A 21,423-nucleotide genomic window follows, 5' to 3' on the forward strand; every position below is an offset into this window, starting at 1 on the left:
TCTACGCCATCCTGGATTGCTTCGCTGAGCCTGTACTCGGGCTTGCCGAAGGCAAGACCCGGGTGCTCGCAATGACGATGCCATCACGCCTCCGCCTCGTACACCACCTTGCCCTCGATGATCGTCAGGTCGCAGCGGGTCTCGTGCAAGAGCTGTTCCGGCGTTGCCTTGGAAAGGTCGCGCGAGAATACGGCGACATCCGCCGCCATGCCCGGCAGCAAACGGCCGCGATGGGTTTCGGCGCGGTTCACATAGGCGCCGAAATCGGTGTAGGCGGCGATCACCTCGCCGATCGTCAGGGCCTGGTCGCCGCCGATCACCGTCCCGCGCGAGCTCTTGCGGGTCAGCATGGTGTAGATGTTGGGCCAGATATTCGCGTCGCAGACCGGCGCATCGGAGGAGGCCGCGGGCTTCAGCCCGGCCGTGATCCAGTCGCGCATCGGATAGCTCTCACTGGCGCGCTTCTCGTCGAGCACCGAGAGGTAGAGATCGCCGAAATCATAGATGAAGACCGGCTGCGGCACCGGCTCGATGCCGAGCCTGGCCATGCGCGCGATCTGCTCGGGCGAGTTGAAGCCGCAATGCTCGATGCGGTGGCGCCGGTCGGGATCGGGATGGTCGTTGAGCCCCGCCTCCATCGCGTTCAGCGTCTGCTCGATCGCGGCGTCGCCAATGGCATGAACCGCGAGCTGATAGCCCCTGGCGTGATAATCGCGCGTCAGCGCGTCCATCTCTGGGTCGGTCAGGCAGAAGATGCCCCTGGTCTCGGGCTCACCGAGATAGGGCTCGCTCATCGCCGCCGTGCGCCCCCCGGCCGAACCATCGGTGAAGATCTTGACCGGGCCGACGCTGAGCCAGTCGTCGCCGGCACCCGTCACCAGCCCGTCAGTGAAGCATTGCTCGACGATGCCGTTATGGCCGCCGAGCAGGCACATATTGGTGCGCACCGGCAGGCGGCCCGTGCGCTGCGCCGTGCGATAGGCCGCGACCTCGCGGTAATAGGAACGGATGCCGACGGCTGCATCCATCACGCTGGTGATGCCGAAAGAGTTGCAATAGCGCCCGGCACGCTCGATCGCCTCGACCAGCTCCTCATCGGTTGGGTCCGGGATTACGGCCTTGATCGGGTCGCGGCCGTTCTCGGCCATCAGGCCGGTCAATGAGCCGTTGACCTGCTCGATCGCGCCGCCCGGCGGCACCGGCGTCGTCTCGGTGATGCCCGCAATCTTCAGGGCCATCGAATTGGCGACCGAGAGATGGCCGCAGGCGCGCACGATATAGACGGGGTTGTTCGGCGCGGCCTTGTCGAGCTCGGTGCGATGCGGATGGCGCTTCACGTCGAGCTCGAACTGGTCGTAGCCGCGCGCCAGGATCCATTCGCCCGGCTTCACCTCGGCGGCGCGCTTCGCGATCATCTCGAGCAGGCCATCGAGCGTGCGCACGAAGCGGGGCCGGATATCGAGCTCCAGCATGGTCAGCCCGAGCGGCAGCAGATGCAGGTGCGCCTCATAGAGGCCCGGTGTCGCCGTCCGGCCGGCAAGCTCGATCACTTTGGTGGCGGGGCCGATCAGCGGCGCGATCTCGGCGGGTGTGCCGGTCGCGAGCACCTTGCCGGCCCAGAGCGCCACCGCCGTAGCATATCCTTCTCTTAAACCGAGAAAGACAGGGCCGTTCTGCAGGACCATGTCGGCTTTCGGCAACGCGGCCATGATTTCGTTCCTCCCGGAACGAAATCATGGCCGCGTTAGGACAGCCGAGCAATGCGGACGCCGCGCTAATTTTGGGCGCGCCTGCGCAAGATTCTGCCGCCTGCGGCGCAGCGCCTAAGGTCTCCTCGCCGTCATTCCGGACGCAGCGAAGCGCAGATCAGGAATCCATCGTAGAGTTCCGGAGCCCTCCGATGGATTCCGGATCTGCGCGGCTTCGCCGCTTGTCCGGAATGACGGCGAGGGTTCAGTCAGGAGCAGCGAGAAAGCGCAGGCCGCCTCAAGCCAGCGCGAACTTGATCTCCTGCGCGCCTTCCCACAGCGTCTTGCGGCCGAGCGTGTAGAGGTTTTCCAGTCCCGAGGTCAGCGTGATGAAGTGGTTGCCGGCGAGCTGGCCCATCTTGCTGGCGAAATGCACGCCGCCATAGGCAAGCAGGATCTCGGTCTCGCTGATGCCGCCGGGATAGAGGATGATCTGGCCGGGTGCCGGGTAGCTGGTGTGATTTTCATAGCCGACGCCGAAGTCGAGCTCGCCGAGCGGCATCCAGACGCCCTCGCCGCTCCAGCGCACATGCACGATCTTGCTCTCGAACGGCATGTGCCGGAGGAAGGCTGCGCAGGTCTTGGGAGCGTTTTCGAGTTCGAGCTTGCCCTCGAAGGTGAAGGGGCCGGCGGTGACGATCAGCTTGGTCATGGAAATCTCTGTCTCTCGAAACGGCTTCGGAAGGTGATTGCCCGTTTGGCCAGGCTTTCGCAAGAGTAGCGGAGGTACGGCACCCTCTCCGTCATTGCCGCTAGGATTACGAGATCGCCTCCTTGAGGTCGAGCGTGCCGGCCTTGCCAATCGCCTCGTAATTGCGCTTGAGCCAGCGCTTCGCCGCCGCCCTGCCCATGTCGCGCAGGCGCAGCAGGAAGTCCCAGTCCGCATTCATCCGCGAGGAAGAGGTCAGCTGCGCCAATGGCGGCCCGCCATCGATCCGGTGCATCAGCACGCGCTTGTACTCGTCGGTCGGCAGCTTGCCCCCGTCGACGAGCTTGTTGACGAAGTCGATCGCGCGCAATTCGCGCAGGAGCGAGGCGTTGAAGGTGATCTCGTTCAGCCGATCCTGGATCGCACGGGCATTGGTAGGCAGTTCCTTGCGCTGCAGCGGGTTGATCTGCACCAGCATGATGTCGTCGCAATGGGCCTCGTAGAACAGCGGGAACAGCGCCGGATTGCCCATATAGCCGCCGTCCCAATAGGCCTCGCCTTCGATCTCTACGGCCTGGAACAGCATCGGCAGGCAAGCCGAGGCCATCAGATGATCGGGGCTCAATTCCGCGCCGGTGAAGACCTTGATCTTGCCGGTGCGGACATTGGTCGCGGCGATGAAGAGCTTGACGTCCTGGCTGGCGCGGACCTTCTCGAAATCGATCAGGTCGGCGATGACGCCGCGCAGCGGGTTGATGTTGAGCGGGTTGACGTCGTAGGGGCTCGCGACCTTCGAGAACAATTCGAACCAGATCATGCCGGGCGGCGTGCCGTTCCGCCCCCAGGCGCCAAGCATGGTGTCGATCAGCGAGCGCTCCGAGCCGCCATATTTGCCGTCGACACTGATCGCCCGCCAGAAGCTTTCGAGCTTGGCGCGCGCACCTTCCGGGCCGCCTTCGAGCCAGCCCTCGCTCAGCACGACGGCGTTCATCGCGCCGGCGCTGGTGCCCGACAGCGCCTCGATCGCCAGACGCCCATCCTCCAGGATCGCGTCGAGCACGCCCCAGGTGAAGGCGCCATGCGCGCCTCCGCCCTGGAGTGCCAGCGAGACGGTCTTCTCGGCCTTGGGGCCGGCGAGCCCCTTGACCCGCGCCGAGCTGCCCCTGCGCCGACCGGTCACGCCGCGGTCCAGCCGCCATCTATCGGCAAGATCGTACCGGTGATCGACTTTGCCGCATCCGTGCACAGGAAGACCGCAAGCGCCGCGACCTGCTCGACCGTGACGAACTCCTTGGTCGGCTGCGCCGTCAGCAGCACGTCGTTGATGACCTGCTCCTTGGTCATGTTGCGCGCCTTCATCGTGTCGGGAATCTGCTTCTCGACGAGCGGCGTCCAGACATAGCCCGGCGCGATCGCGTTCACGGTGATGCCGCTGGTCGCGGTTTCCAACGCCACCGTCTTGGTCAGGCCGGCGATGCCGTGCTTGGCTGAGACATAGGCCGACTTGAAAGGCGAGGCGACGAAGGCATGCGCCGAGGCCGTGTTGATGATCCGGCCCCAGCCCTTCGCCTTCATTTTCGGCAGCGCCGCGCGGATGGTGTGGAAGGCCGAGGTCAGGTTGATCGCGATGATCATGTCCCAGGTCTCGATCGGGAATTCCTCGATCGGGGCGACATGCTGGATGCCGGCATTGTTGACGAGGATGTCGACCGCCCCGAAGGCGGCCTCCGCCTGGGCGATCATGCCGGCGATCTGGTCGGGCTTGGTCATGTCGGCGGGCGAGAACAGCACCTTGACGCCGAACTCGCTCTCGAGCCCGGAACGGAGCTTTTCGGCGTCGTCAGCGGGCAGGATGCCGTTGATGACGAGATTCGCGCCTTCCTTGGCAAGCGCGTGGGCATAGGCGAGGCCGATGCCGGAGGTCGAGCCGGTGATTACGGCGCAGCGGTCTTTGAGGAACATGAACGTCAAGGCTCCTGACATTGAGGATAGAAATGCTTAGGTTCGGTGCCGAGCGGGCGATATGTCAGTGACCGGAAAAGGTCGCGGCGCGTCGCCCGATGACCTATTGCAACGCAACATGACCAAAATGCAGCCACACGCACACGATCATGACGGCGCTGACGATGCAATCTGCCGGCATGCGCATGACCATCGCAATCACGCAGCCCAGGCCCTGGCCCGGGCCGAGCAGCTCTGCCGTGAGCGCGGTCTCAGGCTGACGCCGATCCGCCGCAAGGCGCTGGAGGCACTGCATGCCGACCACCGCCCCGTCGGGGCCTATGATCTGGCCGACCGCATCTCGCCGGCCGGCGGGCGTCGTCTTGCGCCGATCTCGATCTATCGCGCGCTCGATTTTCTGGTCGAGCAGGGCTTCGTCCACCGGCTCTCCTCGCGCAACGCCTATATCGCCTGCCTGCACGGCCATGGCGCCGACGAGGTCGTCGCCTTCCTGATCTGCGAGGCCTGCGGCGGCGTCGACGAGGATTCCTCGCCCGCCATGAAGAAAGCCGTGGCGGCGATCGCGCAGACGCGACAATTTTCCCCCTCGCATCAGGTGGTCGAGATCGTCGGCCGCTGCGAGCATTGCCGGAGCGTTCAAGGATGAACGAGCGCGTGTCGCCTCCCTGCCTTCCCGATCAGGCCGGACCACAGCCGCGTTGGCCGACCGTGCCGGTCCAGGTCGGCTCCGTCACCGTCGGCGGCGGGGCGCCGATCGTCGTACAATCGATGACCAACACCGACACCGCCGATATCGCGGGCACGATCGCGCAGGTCGCGGCGCTGGCCCGGCAGGGATCGGAACTCGTCCGCATCACGGTCGACCGCGACGAGGCCGCCGCCGCAGTTCCGCATATTCGGGAGCGGCTCGACCGCATCGGCATCGATGTGCCGCTCGTCGGCGATTTCCACTATATCGGCCACAAGCTGCTGAGCGACCATCCCGCCTGCGCCGAGGCGCTGGCGAAGTACCGCATCAATCCCGGCAATGTCGGCTTCAAGGACAAGAAGGACCGGCAGTTCGGCCAGATCGTCGAGCTCGCGATCGAGCACGGCAAGGCCGTGCGCATTGGCGCGAACTGGGGCTCGCTCGACCAGGAATTGCTGACCGTCCTGATGGACGAGAACGCCGTCTCGGCCACCCCGCTCGACGCCCGCGCCGTGATGCGCGAGGCGATGGTGCAGTCCGCTCTCCTCTCCGCGCAGCGCGCCGAGGAGATTGGATTAGGCCGGGACCGCATCATCCTTTCGGCCAAGGTCTCGGGCGTGCAGGACCTGATCGCGGTCTACCGCATGCTGGCGAACCGGGCCGACTACGCCATCCATCTCGGCCTCACCGAAGCCGGCATGGGCTCGAAGGGCCTCGTCGCCTCCTCAACTGCGCTCGGCATCCTGCTGCAGGAGGGCATCGGCGACACGATCCGCTTCTCGCTGACGCCTGAGCCCGGCGGCGACCGCACGCTCGAGGTCAAGGCCGCGCAGGAGCTGCTCCAGACCATGGGCTTCCGCGCCTTCGTGCCGCTGGTTGCGGCCTGCCCCGGCTGCGGCCGCACCACCTCGACGGTGTTCCAAGAGCTGGCGCGGGACATCCAGAGCTGGATTTCGACTTCCATGCCGGAATGGAAGACGCGCTATCCCGGCGTCGAGACACTGAACGTCGCTGTGATGGGGTGCATCGTCAACGGACCCGGCGAGTCCAAACATGCCGATATCGGCATCTCGCTGCCGGGTACGGGCGAGGCGCCGGTTGCCCCCGTTTTCGTCGATGGCCGCAAGGTCACGACCCTGCGCGGCCCCGCCATCGCCGCCGAATTCAAGACGATGGTCGATGGCTATATCGCGCGGCGCTATGGTGGACTGAGCGATGCCGCGCAGTGAGATCGAACCGGCGCGCCTTTGCGCGCCGGCCTGCTTGTGTTAGACGCCCCGGCCTTTCGCTGCACCGCAGCGCTCGCGGAGATCCCTGATGGGGCATGATCAGCCGAATCCACCGACCACACGGCCGGAGGATTCCCGTTTCGGCCTCGATGATGGTCATGGCAGCGCAAGTCTTGGCAGCGCGAGCAAGCACGGCCATTCGACCAACAGCTTCGCGGTCCTGGCGCTGGGGGCGCTCGGCGTCGTCTATGGCGACATCGGCACGAGCCCGCTCTACGCCCTGCGCGAGACGGTTCTGGCCGCGACCGCGGCCCATGGCGCGCTGACCAATGCCGCAGCCGACACGCCGGTGCCGCGCGACATCGTCATCGGCGTGCTGTCGCTGATCCTGTGGTCGCTCGTCATCGTGGTAACGCTGAAATACGTGCTGCTGCTGATGCGGGCCGACAATAATGGCGAAGGCGGCATCCTGACACTGGTCGCCCTGGCCCAGCGCGGCCTGGGCCGCATGCGCGGCGGCTTCGTGCTGTTTTTGGGAATGGCGGGTGCGGCGCTGTTCTATGGCGACGCGGTCATCACGCCGGCGATCTCGGTGCTCTCGGCTGTCGAGGGCATCAAGCTGGTGACGCCGGTGCTCGACGACTATGTGATCTGGATCGCCTCGATCATCCTGATCGTCCTGTTCATGGTGCAGAGCGGCGGCACCGAAAAGGTCGCGAATTTCTTCGGCCCCGTCATGCTGGTCTGGTTCGCGGCGCTGGCGGGCCTGGGCATCTATCACATCGCCGACGAACTGAGCGTGCTCGCCTCGGTGAACCCCTATTACGGCCTGCGCTTCTTCGTCGACCATCCCACCGTGTCGCTGGCCGTGCTCGGCTCCGTCTGCCTGGCCGTCACGGGTGCTGAGGCGCTCTACGCCGATATGGGCCATTTCGGCCGCGGGCCGATCCAGAGCGCCTGGATCTGGCTGGTGTTTCCCTCGCTCTGGCTGAACTATCTCGGCCAGGGCGCGCTCATCCTGTCGGATCCGTCCGCGATCGACAATCCGTTCTACAAGCTCGCGCCGGACTTCCTGATCCTGCCGCTCGTCATCCTGGCGACGATCGCGACCATCATCGCCAGCCAGGCGGTGATCACCGGCGCCTTCTCCCTGACGCGTCAGGCGATCCAGCTCGGCCTGCTGCCGCGGCTGGAAATCCGGCACACCTCGGAGCACACATCCGGGCAGATCTACATCCCGCGCATCAACTGGATGCTGCTGGTCGTCGTGCTGCTCCTGGTCTGGGCCTTCAAGACCTCGTCGAACCTGTCGCACGCCTATGGCATCGCTGTGTTCGGCACCATGGTGGTGAGTTCGCTGCTCGCCTTCATCGTCATCCGCCGCAACTGGGGCTGGAGCCTGATCGCGACGCTGGCGCTGATCGTGCCCTTCCTGGTCATCGACATCGCCTTCTTCGCGGCCAACCTGCTCAAGCTGTTCAGCGGCGGCTACATGCCGGTGCTGCTGGCGATCGTGCTCGTCGTCATGATGTGGACCTGGGTGCGCGGCACCAAGATCCTGTTCGACAAGACGCGCAAGACCGACGTGCCGCTGCTCGAACTCGTCGGCATGCTGTCCAAAAGCCCGCCCGTGCGCGTCAAGGGCATGGCGGTGTTCCTGACCAGCGATCCCGAGACGGCGCCCGCCTCGCTGCTGCACAACCTCAAGCACAACAAGGTGCTGCATGAGCGCAATGTCATCCTGACCGTGCGCTCGGCCGACACGCCCCGCGTCGCCGAGGAGGAGCGTGTCAGGCTCTCGCGGATCACCGACGATTTTTGGCGCGTCGAGATGGTCTACGGCTATATGGAGAGCCCCAACATCCCCAAGGGGCTCGCCGTGCTGCGCAAGCAGGGCTTCAAGTTCGACATCATGTCGACCTCGTTCTTCCTGTCGCGCCGCTCGATCAAGGCCTCGCCGCAATCGGGCATGCCGATCTGGCAGGACAAGCTCTTCATCAGCCTGACCAAGAGTGCGACCGACGCCACAAGCTTCTTCCAGATCCCGACCGGCCGCGTCGTCGAGGTCGGCACGCAGGTCTCGGTGTGAACCGAACCGCCGTTCCGGGGCAGGTCGCAAGGCCTGTCAGCCTGTTGTTTTGCCTCGGAACCGCGCCGTCATCCTGGACAAGCCGCCCTCGGGGCCGGCCTTTGGCCGGCCCAAGGACAGGCTCCGCGGCGCAGATCCGGGATCCATCCTAGGGAAACTGCGCTCTACGATGGATCCTGGGACGACCTTCGGTCGCCCAGGATCACGTCACCGGTTCCGGGCGATTCCGGCCAACTCAATCCAGCCGCGCCGAGCCTTCGGGCACATGCCTGACCCGCTCCCGGTAAAGCAGATACAGCCCCGAGGCGATGACGATGCCAGCGCCGATGAAGGTCCAGCGGTCCGGCCACTGGTCGAAGGCAAACCAGCCGAGCGCGATCATCCAGACGATCTGCGAATAGATGAAGGGTGCAAGCACCGTTGCGGGCGCAAGCCGATGCGCCAGGATCAGGAGCCAATGGCCGAAGCCGCCGAGCACCCCGGTCGCGAACATCAGCAACCAGACCAGCGGGCTTTGCGGCATCGTCCAGAAGAACGGGATCAATGGCAGCATGGCCAGCGTGCCGGCGACGCCCGAATAGACCATCGTCGTCTCCGGCGGATCGAAAGCGGCAAGCTTGCGCGTCGCCAGCGAATAGAACGAGTAGCAGACGCAGCCGAGGACGCTGAGCAGGGCGGCGGGATGCATCCCGCCGAAGCCCGGCCGGGTGATCACCAGCACGCCGAGAAAACCGACGCCAATGGCAACAAGCCGGCGCGGGCCCGGCCATTCCCCCAGAAGCGGGCCGGAGACCAGCGCTACCAGGAGGGGCCCGGCGAACATGATCGAGACGGTCTCGGCAAGCTGGAGATATTTGACCGCGATGAAGTTCAGCATCGTCGAGCCCAGCAGCAGCAGCGAGCGGACCGCCTGGAGCCAGGGTCGTTGCGTCCGCAGGATACCGGGATGGCTCCACGGATTGAGCAGCAGGCAGACCAGCGCCATGCTGCCGGCATAGCGGGCGAACACCACCTGCACCGGATCCATCGAGGCCGACAGCCATTTCGCACTGGCGTCGAGCATGGCGAAGCACAACACCGCCCCACACATCAGCGCGATCGCGGCCAGCCGCGTGCGGCTGGTTTCCGGAGTGTGGGGATGGGCCGCCAAGAAAGGTTCCGTCATGCGCTGGCAGAATGCCAGAGGCAGATTTAACCGTTTTACGGCCTCGAGCCAGTCGATGGCTGCATGCAGTCCATGCGCGTATCAGCCGTCGCTGTCGGCCTCGTCGCCATCGACATCGCTATCCTCGATCTCGACGCCGGCTTTCGACAATCCTTTGGCGGCTTTGCGGAGAAGCTTGCGCAGCTGCTTGCGCTCCTTCGCGTCGAGACGTTCGAGCAATTCGTCCTCGACCTGGTTCCAGACCGCATCCAGCGTCGCGGCGGTCTTCTGGCCGAGTTCGGTCAGCGCGACCTGGACAAGGCGTCCGTCGCGGCTGCCGCCTTCGCGGGTGACGAGCCCCTGCAACGAAAGCCGGCCGATCGTCTTGGAAACCGTCGGCGGCTTGACCCGGAGCAGGGTCGCAAGCTCGCCCATCGTCATCGGCGCGGGCATCAGCGCCTTCAGCGCCTGCTCCTGGCCCGGGAACAGGCCAAGTGCGTTCAGCCGCTCGCCCATCCGCGCCCGATGCAACCGTGCGGTCACGAGCAGGGCACGGCCGACGCTTTTCTCCAGCGACTTGGTCATGAGCCGGTCCTTGCTAATGGTTTCGGCGATCGTTCGCCGGCTCTCAGATCGCCCGCGATCATGACGCGCTGATGACGTGGGTGAGACAGATACTTCACAGCTGGAGGATATTAGCACGAACCCGGTCTAAAAATGCCTTACGGCTCTCCGGCGTCGCGCGGTTCATGTCGTAATGCGCCAGATAGAGCGGCCGCACGCCGGGGTGGCAGACCGCGCGCAGCACTCGCTTGACCAGCTTACGCGGAGGATCGCCCATCAGCAGCGCGCGCCAGCGCGTCCCGCCATAGGTCGTCACCGCCACAAGCTTGCGGATGTTCCAGAGATTGGGCCTGACCTTGCCGTCGACCAGCTTGAACGAGATGCCGGGCAGGAAAACCCTGTCGAAGAACCCCTTCAGGATCGCCGGATAGCCGAAATTCCAGACCGGAAAGCACAGCACCAGCGCCTGCGCCCGTTGCAGCCGCTCGACATAGCCGGCAACAGGACGCGTGTTGCTGGCGAGGTCATGATAGCCCACGCGCTCGGCCCGACTCAGAACGGCGTCAAAACCCTCGGCATAGAGATCGCAATCGTCGACCTCGTGCCCCGCCGCACGCAGGCTCGCCACCACCGTCTCGTGCAGCGCCGCGCCATAACTCTCCGGATCGGGATGGGCGTAGAGCACGAGCACGCGCATCTTCAGCCCACCCCCGCTTCGGACAGGCTGCGGAACAGGAAGGTCTTGCCCGACGCGTAATCGTAAGCCGGATCTTCCCAGGCGATCATCTTGCCGGGGTTGAGCAGCCCTTGCGGATCGGCCTGCCGCTTGAAGGCGAGCTGGGCTTCGTCGGTCTGCTTCATGCCGCCCTCCTCCAGCGTGTAGCGATGCGGGTTGAAGATCGGCGCGCCCATCGCCTCATGGATCGCCATGATCTCCTCCAGCCGCTCTTCTGTGGTGAAGCGCACCAAGGGCAGCCCGAAGCAGGTGATCTTGCCGTCGAAGCGAACGAATTCAAGATGGCAGAGCACTTCATCGCCGAAGCGCGCATGGATCGCCTCGACCAGCTCGACCTGATCAGGAAACGGGTAGAGCACCTGGAGATAGGTGATAGCGGGGTCGACGCGCAGCGCCCTGAGCGTGGTGTGGTTCCAACCAAGCTCATAGGCGGGCGGCAGGCCCTTCGCCTCCTCCGGGGAGAGCGTGTCCGAACGCATCAGCAGTTCGGCGCCTCTGAAACGCCTCGCATAAGCCAGCAGCGAGTCGACCGCGAAATCGGCCGCCATGACGATGACGAGATGGCGGTCTCGCGGCAGGAATTTCCTGTGCCGCAGGAAATAATCATGAGGAGCCGGCGCAGCGACGACGGCAAGGTTCTTCAGCGCCAGCCCGTCCTGCTCACCCAGCTCATTGGCGAACTCCGTCGCAGCTCGCAAACTGCCGAAGCCGAGGATGACATCGACCCAGTCGTAAGCCGGCGCCAATGGCATCTCGACCTCGGTGATGATGCCGTTGGTGCCATAGGCATGAGCGACCTTGTGCAGATCCTCGCCGCTCAGCTCCAGAATGCGCGGAGAGGCCTCCATCGTCGCGACCTTGAGCGCGATGATGTTGCCCCAGTCGCGCAATCCGCCCCATTTGATCGAGCCGACGCCGCCCGAGCCGCCGGCGATGAAGCCGCCGATCGAGGCGGTCTGATAGGTCGAGGGATGGAGCCTGAGCTCCTGGCGCGAATGCTTGCGCGTCTCGTCATCGATCCGCGCCATGATCGCACCGGGCTCGGCGACATAGCGGCCGGGCGCGATCGCCTTGACCTTGTTGAAGCCGGAGAGATCAAGCAGCACGCCGCCCGAGAGCGGCATGGCCTGGCCGTAATTGCCCGTGCCGGTGCCACGTGGCGTGACGGGAATGCCCAGCGCATGCGCCGCAGTGAGCACCTCCAGCACCTCTGCCTCGCTCGTCGGCGACAGCAAGATGTCGGCCGTGACATGGTCGAGCTGGCGCTTCAGCACCGGCGAGTACCAGAAGAAGTCGCGGCTCTTCTGCTTCACCAGCGCCGGGTTGTCCTCGCTGCGGATGCCGCCGAGGCGGGCCTTCAACGCGGCGATGTCGTAGCGGGCGGTCATGCGAGGCGGAGCTCCGTCGCAGTGTGAACTGCCACACGAACCTCCACCGTCATCCTGGCCGGAGCCCTCGGGTCCGATCTTCGATCGGCCCAAGGATAAACTCCGCGGAGATCCGGGATCCATCGTAGGGCGGAGCGGCCTCCGATGGATCCCGGGTCAAGCCCGGGATGACGGAGAGGTTGTGAGAACCCGCGACGCATCACGAATGCGCGCTCCCCATCAGGTAATCGAGCTCGCGATGGTCAGGCAGCGTCGTGTCGATCGCGCGGCCATGCACCAGCACGGTCCGGTCGGTCTGGGGGCGGGCAAAGAACTCGGTCCAGTCACGGGCCCGGGTCAGGATCAGGTCGGCCGCTCCACCGGGCGAGAGCACGCCGGCGCCGGTAGTGCCCATGATCGCGGCCGGCGTCCGCGCCACCGCATTCGCCCAATCGGTTCCGGAGTGATCGAGCTGGAGGATGCGCGTGCCCTCCCGCAGCACCTCGATCAGGTCGAGGTCGCCATAGGCATAGAACGGGTCGCGGGTGTTGTCGGAGGCAATCATCACCGGCACGCCCGCCGCCTTCAATTCATGCAGCGCCGTGACCCCGCGCCAGCGCGGCGTGCGGCCGGCCGCGCGATCCTGCAGATACATGTTGCACATCGGCAGCGAGACCACGCTGATCCCTGCCTCCCTGACCTTGGCGATGATGCGCGCCTCGTCATCGGGCTGCTGCACGGCAAGCGAGCAGCAATGCCCGCACAGGATCTTACCCGCGAAGCCATGGCGGATCGCCGCATCCGCAATGTTCTCCAGCGAACGCGCCTGCGGATCATTGGTCTCGTCGACATGGAAATCGAGGTCGAAGCCGTTCTCGATCGCCGTGCGGAAGACGATGTCGAGCGCCGCATCGAGTTCCGGGATCATATAGCTGACGCAGCCGAAGATGCCGTCGCCATGGGCCTTCACCGCGGCCGTCACCGCCCGCATATGCCCGGGCTCGAGCGCGAACTGGATGCCGAACAGCGGCGATGCCTGCAATGCGATGCGACCAGCCCATTCCGCTCTAAGCTCGGCGAAGACCGGCCAGGAAATGCCGATCTGCTTGCCGAGCGAGTCGAGATGCGTCCGCATCGCCGCCGTGCCATGAGCGAATGCGCAGCGCAGGCCGAATTCCATTCGCGCCCGCACATCGCCCGCCGACCAATTCGCCTCGCGATCGATCAGGACATTGCTCAGCGCGCCCATGAAGCTGCCGTCGGGATTGCGCCGACGCGGCCAGATATGGCCCTTGTCGAGATGGACATGGCAGTCGACGAGACGCGGCAGCACGATGCCGCCGTCGAGATCGAAACTGGCGCTTGCCTCCAGCGGTTCGGTTCCCGCCGGCAGGATCGAGACGATACGGCCATGCTCGACGCCGAGATCGACCTTCGCCAACCCGTCGCGATCGGCCGCGAGCGAAGCACCGTCGAGCAGGCAGAGCGGCGCGCGGGCATTGGTCAGGCGAAAGGAGGCTGTGCCGGGCAGGGAAGCAAAACCGCTGGTCACGTCGTCATCTCTCCCGCTCGGCCTTGCCCTACGCAGCGATCGATACCGGCCCGCAATGACGCGTGCAACCAAGACGGCGTCGCATCCGGGCTTGTCGCAACCGAGCTGATCGCGCATGAGGACGGCTCGCGGACGAGACGAGGAGTGTCAGACCATGCCGGATCAGGCGCGCATCATCGATGGCAAAGCGGCAGCCGCCGCGCTACGAGCCGAAATCGGCCGCGAGGTCGCGGCGATCAAGGCGGAGCGCGGCCTCGCGCCCGGCCTGCATGTCGTGCTCGTCGGCGAGGATCCGGCAAGCCGTGTCTATGTCGCCTCGAAGGAAAAGCTCGCCGCCGAGATCGGCATGAACTCGGTCGCACATCGCCTGCCCACGGAGACAAGCGAGGCCGAGCTCCTGGCCAAGATCGCCAGCCTGAACGCCGACGATGCGGTCGACGGCATCCTGGTGCAATTGCCGCTGCCCAAGCATATCGACACCGGCACGATCATCGACGCCATCGATCCCGCCAAGGATGTCGACGGCCTGCATCCGATCAATGCCGGCAAGCTCGCCGGCGGTAAGAACGGCCTCGTGCCCTGCACGCCGCTCGGCTGCATGCTGCTGCTGCGGCGGGCGCTGCCGACGCTTGCGGGGCTGGAGGCCGTCGTAATCGGCCGCTCCGAGCTTGTCGGCCGCCCCGTGGCGCAATTGCTGCTGCAGGCCGATTGCACCGTGACGATCGCCCATTCCCGCACGCGCGACCTCGCCGCCGTGGTGCGCCGCGCCGATATCGTCGTGGCCGCCGTCGGCCGGCCGCATTTCGTTAGGGGCGACTGGATCAAGCCGGGCGCGACCGTGATCGATGTCGGCATCAACCGCACGCCCGACGGCAAGCTGGTGGGCGATGTCGATTTTGCCGAAGCAGTCGATGTCGCCGGCGCGATCACGCCCGTACCGGGCGGCGTCGGCCCGATGACGATCGCCTGCCTGCTGCGCAACACGCTGACGGCGTTCAGGGCAAGGCGGGGCTAAGTCCTCGCAGGCGTCATGGTCGGGCTTGCCCCGACCATCTCAAGCCGCTTTTTCCTGCGAGAGCTTCCCGGGTCCGCGCGATGCCCAGCCCGGGAATGACAGCGTCAGCCGCCCCCTCACATATGGATCTGACGCTTGTCCACGGCGAGCGCGGCTTCCTTGACCGCCTCGGCCAGCGTCGGATGCGCATGGCAGGTGCGGGCGAGGTCCTCGGCCGAGCCGCCGAACTCCATCAGCACCGTAACCTCGGCGATCAGATCGCCTGCATGGGGGCCGATGATGTGGCAGCCGAGCACGCGGTCCGTCGCGGCATCCGCCAGGAACTTCACAAAGCCTTCGGTATGACGCATGGCGCGCGCCCGGCCATTGGCCGTGAAGGGGAATTTGCCAACCTTGTAGGCGACGCTAGCGGCCTTGAGCTCTTCCTCGGTCTTGCCGATCGCGGCGACCTCGGGAGCCGTGTAGACGATGCCGGGAATGGCGTCGTAATTCACATGGCCCGCCTTGCCGGCGATGATCTCGGCGACCGCCATGCCCTCATCCTCGGCCTTATGGGCGAGCATCGGGCCGCGCACCACGTCGCCGATGGCGTAGATGCCGGCGACATTGGTCTTGAAATGATCGTCGATGATGACGCGGCCGCGCTCGGTCGCGACGCCGGCCGCTTCCAGGCCGAGCCCGTCGGTGTTCGGGCGGCGGCCGATCGCGACCAGCACGATATCGGCCGAAAGCGTCTTGGCCTCGCCGCCCGCGGCGGGCTCGACGGTGACGGTCGCGCCCTTCTTGGCCGTCTCGACCTTGGTGACCTTGGCGCTGAGCTGGAAGGTGAAGCCCTGCTTCTCCAGGATGCGCTGGAACTGCTTGGCGATCTCGCCATCCATGCCGGGCAGGATGCGGTCGAGATATTCGACCACGGTGACCTTGGCGCCGAGACGGCTCCAGACCGAGCCGATCTCGAGCCCGATCACGCCGGCGCCGACCACGACCAGTTCCTTGGGAACGGCGGTCAGTTCGAGCGCGCCGGTCGAGGTCACGACGACCTTCTCATCGACGGTCACGCCGGGAAGATTGGTGGATTCCGAGCCCGTCGCGATGACGATCGCCTTGGTCTCGAGCTCCTGCGTCTTGCCGTCCTCGGCGGTGACGACGACCTTGCCGGCCGCCGGGATCGAGGCCGTGCCGTGGAAGGGCTCGATCTTGTTCTTCTTCAGCAGGAAGGCGACGCCGTTGACGTTGGCGTCCACCGTCTCCTGCTTGTGGACCAGCATCTGCTTGAGATCGAGCTTGGGCGTGCCGACCGTGATGCCGAGGCTCGGGAAGGTGTGGCTCGCTTCCTCGAACATCTCCGAGGCATGCAGCAGCGCCTTGGACGGGATGCAGCCGACATTCAGGCAGGTGCCGCCATGGGTCTTGCGCTTCTCCACCACGGCGACCTTGAGGCCGAGCTGGGCAGCGCGAATGGCGCAGACATAGCCGCCGGGGCCGGTTCCGATGACGACGAGATCGTAGGACATGGTCTCTCTTTCGGTCTGACTTATGAGTGTTGCGCCAGTGGCGCATTGAAGGACCAGATATGGCCGAACGGGTCGAGGATGCGGGCATAGCGCGCACCCCAGAAGACGTCGCCCGCCGGCATGACGACATGGGCGCCGGCCGCCTCGGCGCGCGCCAGCGCCGCATCGACATCGGCGGGTGCCGACAGGTTGATGTTGATGGCCATGCTCGCGCCGCCCCGGCTCGGTGGCGCGAGCAGATCGCCGCCGAACTCCGGAAACTCGTCATGCAGCATGATCTCGCTGCCGAAGAGCGCGAGATTGGCATGCATCACGCGCGCGCCATCATCGGCCATGGCCTTGAATGTGCACCGCGCGCCAAAAGCCTTCTCATAGAAGGCAATCGCCTCGATGCCGCCCTTCACGCAGAGATGCGGCTGGATCGGAGGGGGATTGGGTCCGAAGGCCATGTTCGATCTCCCTGCGGCTCAGATCAGCAGGCGCGCCGCCATCGATGCCAGCCCTACCGTGGCGACGAGCCAGACCAGGCTGCGCCAATATCGGATGCCGGCCAGATAGAGCGGCAGATAGACGATGCGGGCCGCAAACCAGACCGCGCTTCCCACAAGGCCTATCCCGTCCCCACGTCCGCTCGCGACCAGGGTCGCAGCCAGGATCGCGAAAGCCGCATAGGTCTCGACATAGTTGCGCAGCGCCCGCTCGGCCCGCCCGGCGATGACGCCTTGCGGGCTCACCCCTTCATCGCGCGGCCCGGCATTCCAGTCCGAGCCAAGCTCGCTTGTCGCCGCGATCGCCTGCGCTCCGATATGGACGAAGAGGAGCGCGACGCTCGCGACGATCAGGAAGAGCATGGGCTCGCAGTCTCAGAGGTCGAGTACGAGGCGCGCCGGATCCTCCAGCGCTTCCTTGATGCGGACGAGGAAGGTCACCGCCTCCTTGCCGTCGATGATGCGGTGATCATAGGAGACCGCCAGATACATCATCGGCCGGATCACGATCTGGCCGCCGACGACCATCGGGCGCTCCTGGATCTTGTGCATGCCCAGGATCGCCGATTGCGGCGCGTTCAGGATCGGCGTCGACATCAGCGAGCCGTAGACGCCGCCATTGGAGATGGTGAAGGTGCCGCCCTGCATGTCCTCGATCTTGAGGGCGCCGTCGCGCGCCTTCTTGCCGAGCGCGCCGATCGCCTTCTCGACACCCGCGATCGAAAGCTGGTCGGCGTCGCGCACCACCGGCACAACCAGGCCCTTATCGGTGCCGACGGCGACCGCGATATGATAATAGTTCTTGTAGACGATGTCGGTGCCGTCGATCTCGGCATTGACGGAGGGGATCTCCTTCAGCGCCTGCACGCAGGCCTTCACGAAGAAGCCCATGAAGCCGAGCTTCACGCCATGCTTCTTCTCGAAGACATCCTTGTACTGGTTGCGCAGTGCCATCACCGCCGACATGTCCACCTCATTGAAGGTGGTCAGCATTGCCGCCGTGGCCTGAGCTTCCTTGAGGCGGCGCGCGATGGTCTGGCGCAGCTTGGTCATCTTGACGCGCTCTTCGCGCGAGGCGTCGTCGGGAGCCGACGGGGCGCGAAGCTGGATCGGCGCAGCTGGGGCAGCGGGCGCAGGAGCCGCGGAACCCGCCGCGATCGCGACCAGCATGTCGCCCTTGGTGACGCGGCCGTCCTTGCCGGTCGCTGCGACATTCGCCGGGTCGACGCCGCTCTCAGCCGCGAGACGGCTGACGGCAGGACCTGAATCGGCGGCCTTCGTCGCTGCGACAGGCGCAGCCGCAGCGGGAGCAGGCTTGGGCGCCTCGGCGGCAGGAGCAGCGGCGGCGGGGGCCGGAGCGGCGGCCTTGCCGTCGCCAGCCGTGATCATGCCGAGCAGCGCACTGACGCCGACGGTGTCGCCTTCCTTGGCGACGATCTCGCCGAGCACGCCGGCCGCCGGCGCGTTGACCTCGAGCGTGACCTTGTCAGTCTCCAGCTCGACCAAAGGCTCATCGGCCTTCACCGCGTCGCCCGGCTTCTTGAACCACTTGCCGATCGTGGCCTCGGAGACGGATTCGCCGAGGGTGGGTACGCGGATTTCGGTCGCCATGTCAGGCCTCTGTTGGTGTCTTTGTCTGGCGTGTCGTGAAGGGCGCTACTGGGGTCAGGCCGCGAAGGCTTCGTCCAGGAACGCGTTGAGCTGTGCGAGGTGCTTGGACATCAGGCCGGTCGCCGTTGCCGCCGATGCCGGGCGTCCGACATACCGCGGCCGCTTCGACTTCACCCCGGCATGGCCCAGCACCCATTCGAGATAGGGTTCGACGAAGGTCCAGGAGCCCATGTTCTTCGGCTCCTCCTGGCACCAGACCACGTCGGCGCCCTTGAAGCGCGCCAGCTCCTGCGCCAGCGACTTCAGCGGGAACGGATAGAGCTGCTCGACGCGCATCAGATAGACGTCCTCGATGCCGCGCTTCTCGCGCTCTTCCAGCAGGTCGAAATAGACCTTGCCGGTGCACAGCACGACGCGGCGGATCTTGGCGTCCTTGACCAGCTTGGTGGTCGAGCGGCCGCGCTCGGCATCGTCATGCAGCACGCGATGGAAGGTCGAGCCTTCGGCGAGCTCGGCGAGGTCGGAGACGCAGCGCTTGTGGCGCAGCAGCGACTTCGGCGTCATCAGGATCAGCGGCTTGCGGAAGTCGCGCTTCAGCTGGCGGCGCAGGATGTGGAAATAGCTCGCCGGCGTCGAGCAGTTCGCCACCTGCATGTTGTCTTCCGCGCACATCTGCAGGAAACGCTCCAGGCGTGCCGAGGAATGCTCCGGCCCCTGGCCCTCATAGCCATGCGGCAGCAGGCAGACGAGGCCCGACATGCGCAGCCATTTCCGCTCGCCCGACGAGATGAACTGGTCGAACAGCACCTGCGCACCATTGGCGAAGTCGCCGAACTGCGCTTCCCAGCAGGTCAGGGCATTCGGCTCCGACAGCGTGTAGCCGTATTCGAAGCCGAGCACCGCCTCTTCCGAGAGCATCGAGTTGATGACCTCATAGCGCGACTGACCCTCGCGGATATGGTTCAGCGAGGTGTGGCGCGCCTCGGTCTCCTGGTCGATCAGCACGGAATGGCGTTGGCTGAAGGTGCCGCGCTCGCAATCCTGGCCCGAGAGCCGGACCGGATTGCCGTCGAGCAGGAGCGAGCCGAAGGCCAGCGACTCGGCAGTCGCCCAGTCAATGCCCTGCCCGGTCTCGACCGCCTTGCGGCGGTTGTCGAGGAAGCGCTGGATCGTCTTGTGGACGTTGAAGCCGGGCGGGGTCGCCGTGATCTTCTCGGTGATCTCCTTGAGAACCGCGGCAGGAACGCCGGTCGCGCCGCGACGCGGATCGTCCTCGTCGGCGCGGATCGCCTTCATGCCGGCCCAGCGGCCATCGAGCCAGTCGGCCTTGTTCGGCTTGAAGGCCTGGCCCGCATCGAACTCGATCTCGAGCTTGGCCTTCCAGGCAGCGCGCGCCTCGTCGATCTCGCCGGGCTGGATCACGCCCTCGGCCTCGAGCTTGGCGGAATAGAGCTCCAGCGTCGTCTTGTGGCCGCGGATCTTGCGGTACATCAGCGGCTGGGTGAAGCCCGGCTCGTCGCCCTCGTTATGGCCGAAGCGGCGATAGCAGAACATATCGACCACGACCGGCTTGTGGAACTTCTGCCGGAACTCGATCGCGATCTTGGCGGCGAAAACGACGGCTTCCGGATCGTCGCCATTCACATGGAAGACCGGAGCCTCGACCATCTTGGCCACATCGGACGGATAGGGCGAGGAGCGCGAATAACGCGGATAGGTGGTGAAGCCGATCTGGTTGTTGATGATGAAATGCACGGAACCACCGGTGCGGTGGCCCTTCAGACCGGACAGGCCCAGGCATTCCGCCACCACGCCCTGGCCGGCGAAGGCGGCGTCGCCATGCAGCAGGAGCGGCAGCACCTTGGAGCGCTCGACGACATCGCCGAACTGGTCCTGCTTGGCGCGGACCTTGCCGAGCACGACGGGGTCGACGATCTCGAGATGCGACGGGTTGGCGGTCAGCGAGACGTGGACGTTGTTGCCGTCGAACTCGCGGTCGCTGGAGGCACCGAGATGGTACTTCACGTCGCCAGAGCCCTCGACGTCGTCAGGCGCGAAGGAGCCGCCCTTGAACTCGTGGAACAGCGCGCGGTGCGGCTTGCCCAGAACCTGGGTCAGCACGTTGAGGCGGCCGCGATGGGCCATGCCGAAGACGATGTCGCGCACACCGAGCGCGCCGCCGCGCTTGATGATCTGCTCCAGCGCCGGGATCAACGATTCAGCCCCATCGAGGCCGAAACGCTTGGTGCCGGTGTATTTCAGGTCGATGAACTTCTCGAAGCCCTCGGCCTCGACGAGCTTGTTCAGGATCGCCTTCTTGCCCTCGCGGGTGAAGGCGATCTCCTTGTCGGGCCCCTCGATCCGCTCCTGCAGCCATGCCTTCTGCTCCGGATCGGAGATGTGCATGAACTCGATGCCCACCGTGCTGCAATAGGTGCGCTGCAGGATCGCGGTCATCTCGCGGATCGTGGCGAACTCCATGCCGAGCACGTTGTCGATGAAGATCTTACGGTCGAGATCGGCCTCGGTGAAGCCGAAGGCGGCCGGCGAGAACTCCTCGGGATCCCGGGCCTGCTCGATGCCGAGCGGATCGAGCTTGGCGTGGAGATGGCCGCGCATGCGGTAGGCGCGGATCAGCATGATGGCGCGCACGGAATCGCGCGTCGCCTGCTGCACGTCGGACGCGCTCAAGGCGGCGCCGGCGGCCTTGGCCTTGGCGCCGAGCTTGTCGGAAACGACCTTCTCGACCACGGCCCAGTTGCCGTCGAGCGCCGAGACGAGCTCGCCATTGGCAGGAACCGGCCAGTTCGGCTTCTTCCAGGAGGCGCCCTTGGCGTTCTGGATGATGGCCGAGCCTTCATCCTTTAAGCCCGCGAAGAAACCCTGCCACTGCTCATCGACCGATTTCGGATCGGCCTGATAGCGGGCGTAGAGATCCTCGATATAGGCTGCGTTGCCGCCATAGAGGAAACCCGTCTGGGCGAGAGCCTCGTTGATGTCCTGGCGAGCCATGGTCTTCCTGCCTTTTCCTGCCTACCGCTTCGTCATGCTCGGGCTTGACCCGAGC

General features: G+C 65.6%; 18 protein-coding genes. 4 read left to right on the forward strand and 14 right to left on the reverse strand.

Annotation, left to right across the window (positions count from 1 at the left end; genetic code table 11):
- Positions 1-83: 83 nt before the first annotated feature.
- The 4 genes from BMZ97_RS16985 to BMZ97_RS17000 all read right to left on the reverse strand — a co-directional run bounded on the left by BMZ97_RS16985 (position 84) and on the right by BMZ97_RS17000 (position 4,359).
- Positions 84-1,709 (reverse strand): amidohydrolase, encoded by a 1,626-nt coding sequence (locus tag BMZ97_RS16985; protein ID WP_092171936.1) that lies wholly within the window; start codon positions 1,707-1,709, stop codon positions 84-86.
- Positions 1,710-1,986: 277 nt separating this feature from the next.
- The gene (locus BMZ97_RS16990) at positions 1,987-2,400 is read right to left on the reverse strand and encodes a DUF3830 family protein (protein WP_092171939.1); all 414 of its coding nucleotides are present in this window, start codon (positions 2,398-2,400) and stop codon (positions 1,987-1,989) included.
- 106 nt (positions 2,401-2,506) lie between these two features.
- A complete protein-coding gene (locus tag BMZ97_RS16995; RefSeq protein ID WP_092171942.1) occupies positions 2,507-3,577 on the reverse strand; it encodes a patatin-like phospholipase family protein in 1,071 nt (356 codons plus the stop codon).
- Entirely contained in the window at positions 3,574-4,359 is a 786-nt protein-coding gene (locus BMZ97_RS17000; protein WP_092171944.1) for a 3-hydroxybutyrate dehydrogenase, read from the reverse strand. Before BMZ97_RS17000 ends, BMZ97_RS16995 begins: the two co-directional genes overlap by 4 nt.
- A 127-nt stretch (positions 4,360-4,486) precedes the next feature.
- Between BMZ97_RS17000 and BMZ97_RS17005 the strand changes: the two genes are divergently transcribed.
- The 3 genes from BMZ97_RS17005 to BMZ97_RS17015 all read left to right on the forward strand — a co-directional run bounded on the left by BMZ97_RS17005 (position 4,487) and on the right by BMZ97_RS17015 (position 8,365).
- The gene (locus BMZ97_RS17005; protein ID WP_092172476.1) at positions 4,487-5,005 is read left to right on the forward strand and encodes a Fur family transcriptional regulator; all 519 of its coding nucleotides are present in this window, start codon (positions 4,487-4,489) and stop codon (positions 5,003-5,005) included.
- Positions 5,002-6,276: a flavodoxin-dependent (E)-4-hydroxy-3-methylbut-2-enyl-diphosphate synthase gene (ispG, locus tag BMZ97_RS17010; protein ID WP_092171947.1), complete on the forward strand. Its 1,275-nt coding sequence runs from the start codon at positions 5,002-5,004 to the stop codon at positions 6,274-6,276. Before BMZ97_RS17005 ends, ispG begins: the two co-directional genes overlap by 4 nt.
- An 88-nt stretch (positions 6,277-6,364) precedes the next feature.
- Positions 6,365-8,365 carry a potassium transporter Kup gene (locus BMZ97_RS17015; protein ID WP_092171949.1) on the forward strand — a complete coding sequence of 667 codons (2,001 nt, stop codon included), beginning with the start codon at positions 6,365-6,367 and terminating at the stop codon, positions 8,363-8,365.
- Between the two features lie 235 nt (positions 8,366-8,600).
- On the opposite strand, the gene BMZ97_RS17020 is transcribed toward BMZ97_RS17015, so the two are convergent.
- From BMZ97_RS17020 to BMZ97_RS17040, 5 genes are all read right to left on the reverse strand, one after another.
- Positions 8,601-9,515 (reverse strand): DMT family transporter, encoded by a 915-nt coding sequence (locus BMZ97_RS17020; RefSeq protein WP_244546459.1) that lies wholly within the window; start codon positions 9,513-9,515, stop codon positions 8,601-8,603.
- A gap of 96 nt (positions 9,516-9,611) precedes the next feature.
- Positions 9,612-10,094, reverse strand: a complete 483-nt coding sequence (locus BMZ97_RS17025; protein ID WP_092171954.1) for a MarR family winged helix-turn-helix transcriptional regulator — start codon at positions 10,092-10,094, stop codon at positions 9,612-9,614.
- 94 nt (positions 10,095-10,188) lie between these two features.
- Positions 10,189-10,770, reverse strand: a complete 582-nt coding sequence (locus BMZ97_RS17030; RefSeq protein ID WP_092171957.1) for an NAD(P)H-dependent oxidoreductase — start codon at positions 10,768-10,770, stop codon at positions 10,189-10,191.
- 2 nt (positions 10,771-10,772) lie between these two features.
- Positions 10,773-12,197, reverse strand: a complete 1,425-nt coding sequence (locus tag BMZ97_RS17035) for an FAD-binding oxidoreductase (RefSeq protein WP_092171960.1) — start codon at positions 12,195-12,197, stop codon at positions 10,773-10,775.
- A 199-nt stretch (positions 12,198-12,396) separates the two neighbouring features.
- Positions 12,397-13,728 carry a cytosine deaminase gene (locus BMZ97_RS17040; RefSeq protein WP_244546460.1) on the reverse strand — a complete coding sequence of 444 codons (1,332 nt, stop codon included), beginning with the start codon at positions 13,726-13,728 and terminating at the stop codon, positions 12,397-12,399.
- Between the two features lie 154 nt (positions 13,729-13,882).
- Between BMZ97_RS17040 and folD the strand changes: the two genes are divergently transcribed.
- On the forward strand, positions 13,883-14,743 hold the full coding sequence (folD, locus tag BMZ97_RS17045) for a bifunctional methylenetetrahydrofolate dehydrogenase/methenyltetrahydrofolate cyclohydrolase FolD (RefSeq protein ID WP_092171966.1): 861 nt from the start codon (positions 13,883-13,885) through the stop codon (positions 14,741-14,743).
- A gap of 116 nt (positions 14,744-14,859) precedes the next feature.
- On the opposite strand, the gene lpdA is transcribed toward folD, so the two are convergent.
- Genes lpdA through BMZ97_RS17070 form a run of 5 tightly spaced genes read right to left on the reverse strand, consistent with a single transcriptional unit; the run spans position 14,860 to position 21,368 of the window.
- A complete protein-coding gene (gene lpdA, locus BMZ97_RS17050; RefSeq protein WP_092171968.1) occupies positions 14,860-16,257 on the reverse strand; it encodes a dihydrolipoyl dehydrogenase in 1,398 nt (465 codons plus the stop codon).
- A gap of 20 nt (positions 16,258-16,277) precedes the next feature.
- A complete protein-coding gene (locus BMZ97_RS17055) occupies positions 16,278-16,706 on the reverse strand; it encodes a VOC family protein (RefSeq protein ID WP_092171971.1) in 429 nt (142 codons plus the stop codon).
- An 18-nt stretch (positions 16,707-16,724) separates the two neighbouring features.
- Positions 16,725-17,108, reverse strand: coding sequence for an MAPEG family protein (locus BMZ97_RS17060; RefSeq protein WP_092171973.1), 384 nt, complete (start codon positions 17,106-17,108; stop codon positions 16,725-16,727).
- Positions 17,109-17,120: 12 nt separating this feature from the next.
- Positions 17,121-18,356, reverse strand: coding sequence for a 2-oxoglutarate dehydrogenase complex dihydrolipoyllysine-residue succinyltransferase (gene odhB, locus BMZ97_RS17065; protein WP_092171976.1), 1,236 nt, complete (start codon positions 18,354-18,356; stop codon positions 17,121-17,123).
- Between the two features lie 54 nt (positions 18,357-18,410).
- A complete protein-coding gene (locus BMZ97_RS17070) occupies positions 18,411-21,368 on the reverse strand; it encodes a 2-oxoglutarate dehydrogenase E1 component (protein WP_092171979.1) in 2,958 nt (985 codons plus the stop codon).
- Between the last annotated feature and the right edge of the window lie 55 nt (positions 21,369-21,423).

Source organism: Allobosea sp. OK403 (assembly GCF_900113835.1).
In the GTDB taxonomy this organism is placed as follows: domain Bacteria; phylum Pseudomonadota; class Alphaproteobacteria; order Rhizobiales; family Beijerinckiaceae; genus Allobosea.

Bases quoted from the DNA above. Each gene is read 5' to 3' on its own strand.
- BMZ97_RS17025 (WP_092171954.1), bottom strand. From the start codon at position 10,094: ATGACCAAGTCGCTGGAGAAAAGCGTCGGCCGTGCCCTGCTCGTGACC.
- BMZ97_RS16990 (WP_092171939.1), bottom strand. From the start codon at position 2,400: ATGACCAAGCTGATCGTCACCGCCGGCCCCTTCACCTTCGAGGGCAAG.
- ispG (WP_092171947.1), top strand. From the start codon at position 5,002: ATGAACGAGCGCGTGTCGCCTCCCTGCCTTCCCGATCAGGCCGGACCA.
- BMZ97_RS17060 (WP_092171973.1), bottom strand. From the start codon at position 17,108: ATGCTCTTCCTGATCGTCGCGAGCGTCGCGCTCCTCTTCGTCCATATC.
- BMZ97_RS16985 (WP_092171936.1), bottom strand. From the start codon at position 1,709: ATGGCCGCGTTGCCGAAAGCCGACATGGTCCTGCAGAACGGCCCTGTC.
- BMZ97_RS17000 (WP_092171944.1), bottom strand. From the start codon at position 4,359: ATGTTCCTCAAAGACCGCTGCGCCGTAATCACCGGCTCGACCTCCGGC.
- BMZ97_RS17015 (WP_092171949.1), top strand. From the start codon at position 6,365: ATGGGGCATGATCAGCCGAATCCACCGACCACACGGCCGGAGGATTCC.
- BMZ97_RS17055 (WP_092171971.1), bottom strand. From the start codon at position 16,706: ATGGCCTTCGGACCCAATCCCCCTCCGATCCAGCCGCATCTCTGCGTG.
- BMZ97_RS17030 (WP_092171957.1), bottom strand. From the start codon at position 10,770: ATGCGCGTGCTCGTGCTCTACGCCCATCCCGATCCGGAGAGTTATGGC.
- BMZ97_RS17035 (WP_092171960.1), bottom strand. From the start codon at position 12,197: ATGACCGCCCGCTACGACATCGCCGCGTTGAAGGCCCGCCTCGGCGGC.
- BMZ97_RS17070 (WP_092171979.1), bottom strand. From the start codon at position 21,368: ATGGCTCGCCAGGACATCAACGAGGCTCTCGCCCAGACGGGTTTCCTC.
- lpdA (WP_092171968.1), bottom strand. From the start codon at position 16,257: ATGTCCTACGATCTCGTCGTCATCGGAACCGGCCCCGGCGGCTATGTC.
- BMZ97_RS17005 (WP_092172476.1), top strand. From the start codon at position 4,487: ATGCAGCCACACGCACACGATCATGACGGCGCTGACGATGCAATCTGC.
- folD (WP_092171966.1), top strand. From the start codon at position 13,883: ATGCCGGATCAGGCGCGCATCATCGATGGCAAAGCGGCAGCCGCCGCG.
- odhB (WP_092171976.1), bottom strand. From the start codon at position 18,356: ATGGCGACCGAAATCCGCGTACCCACCCTCGGCGAATCCGTCTCCGAG.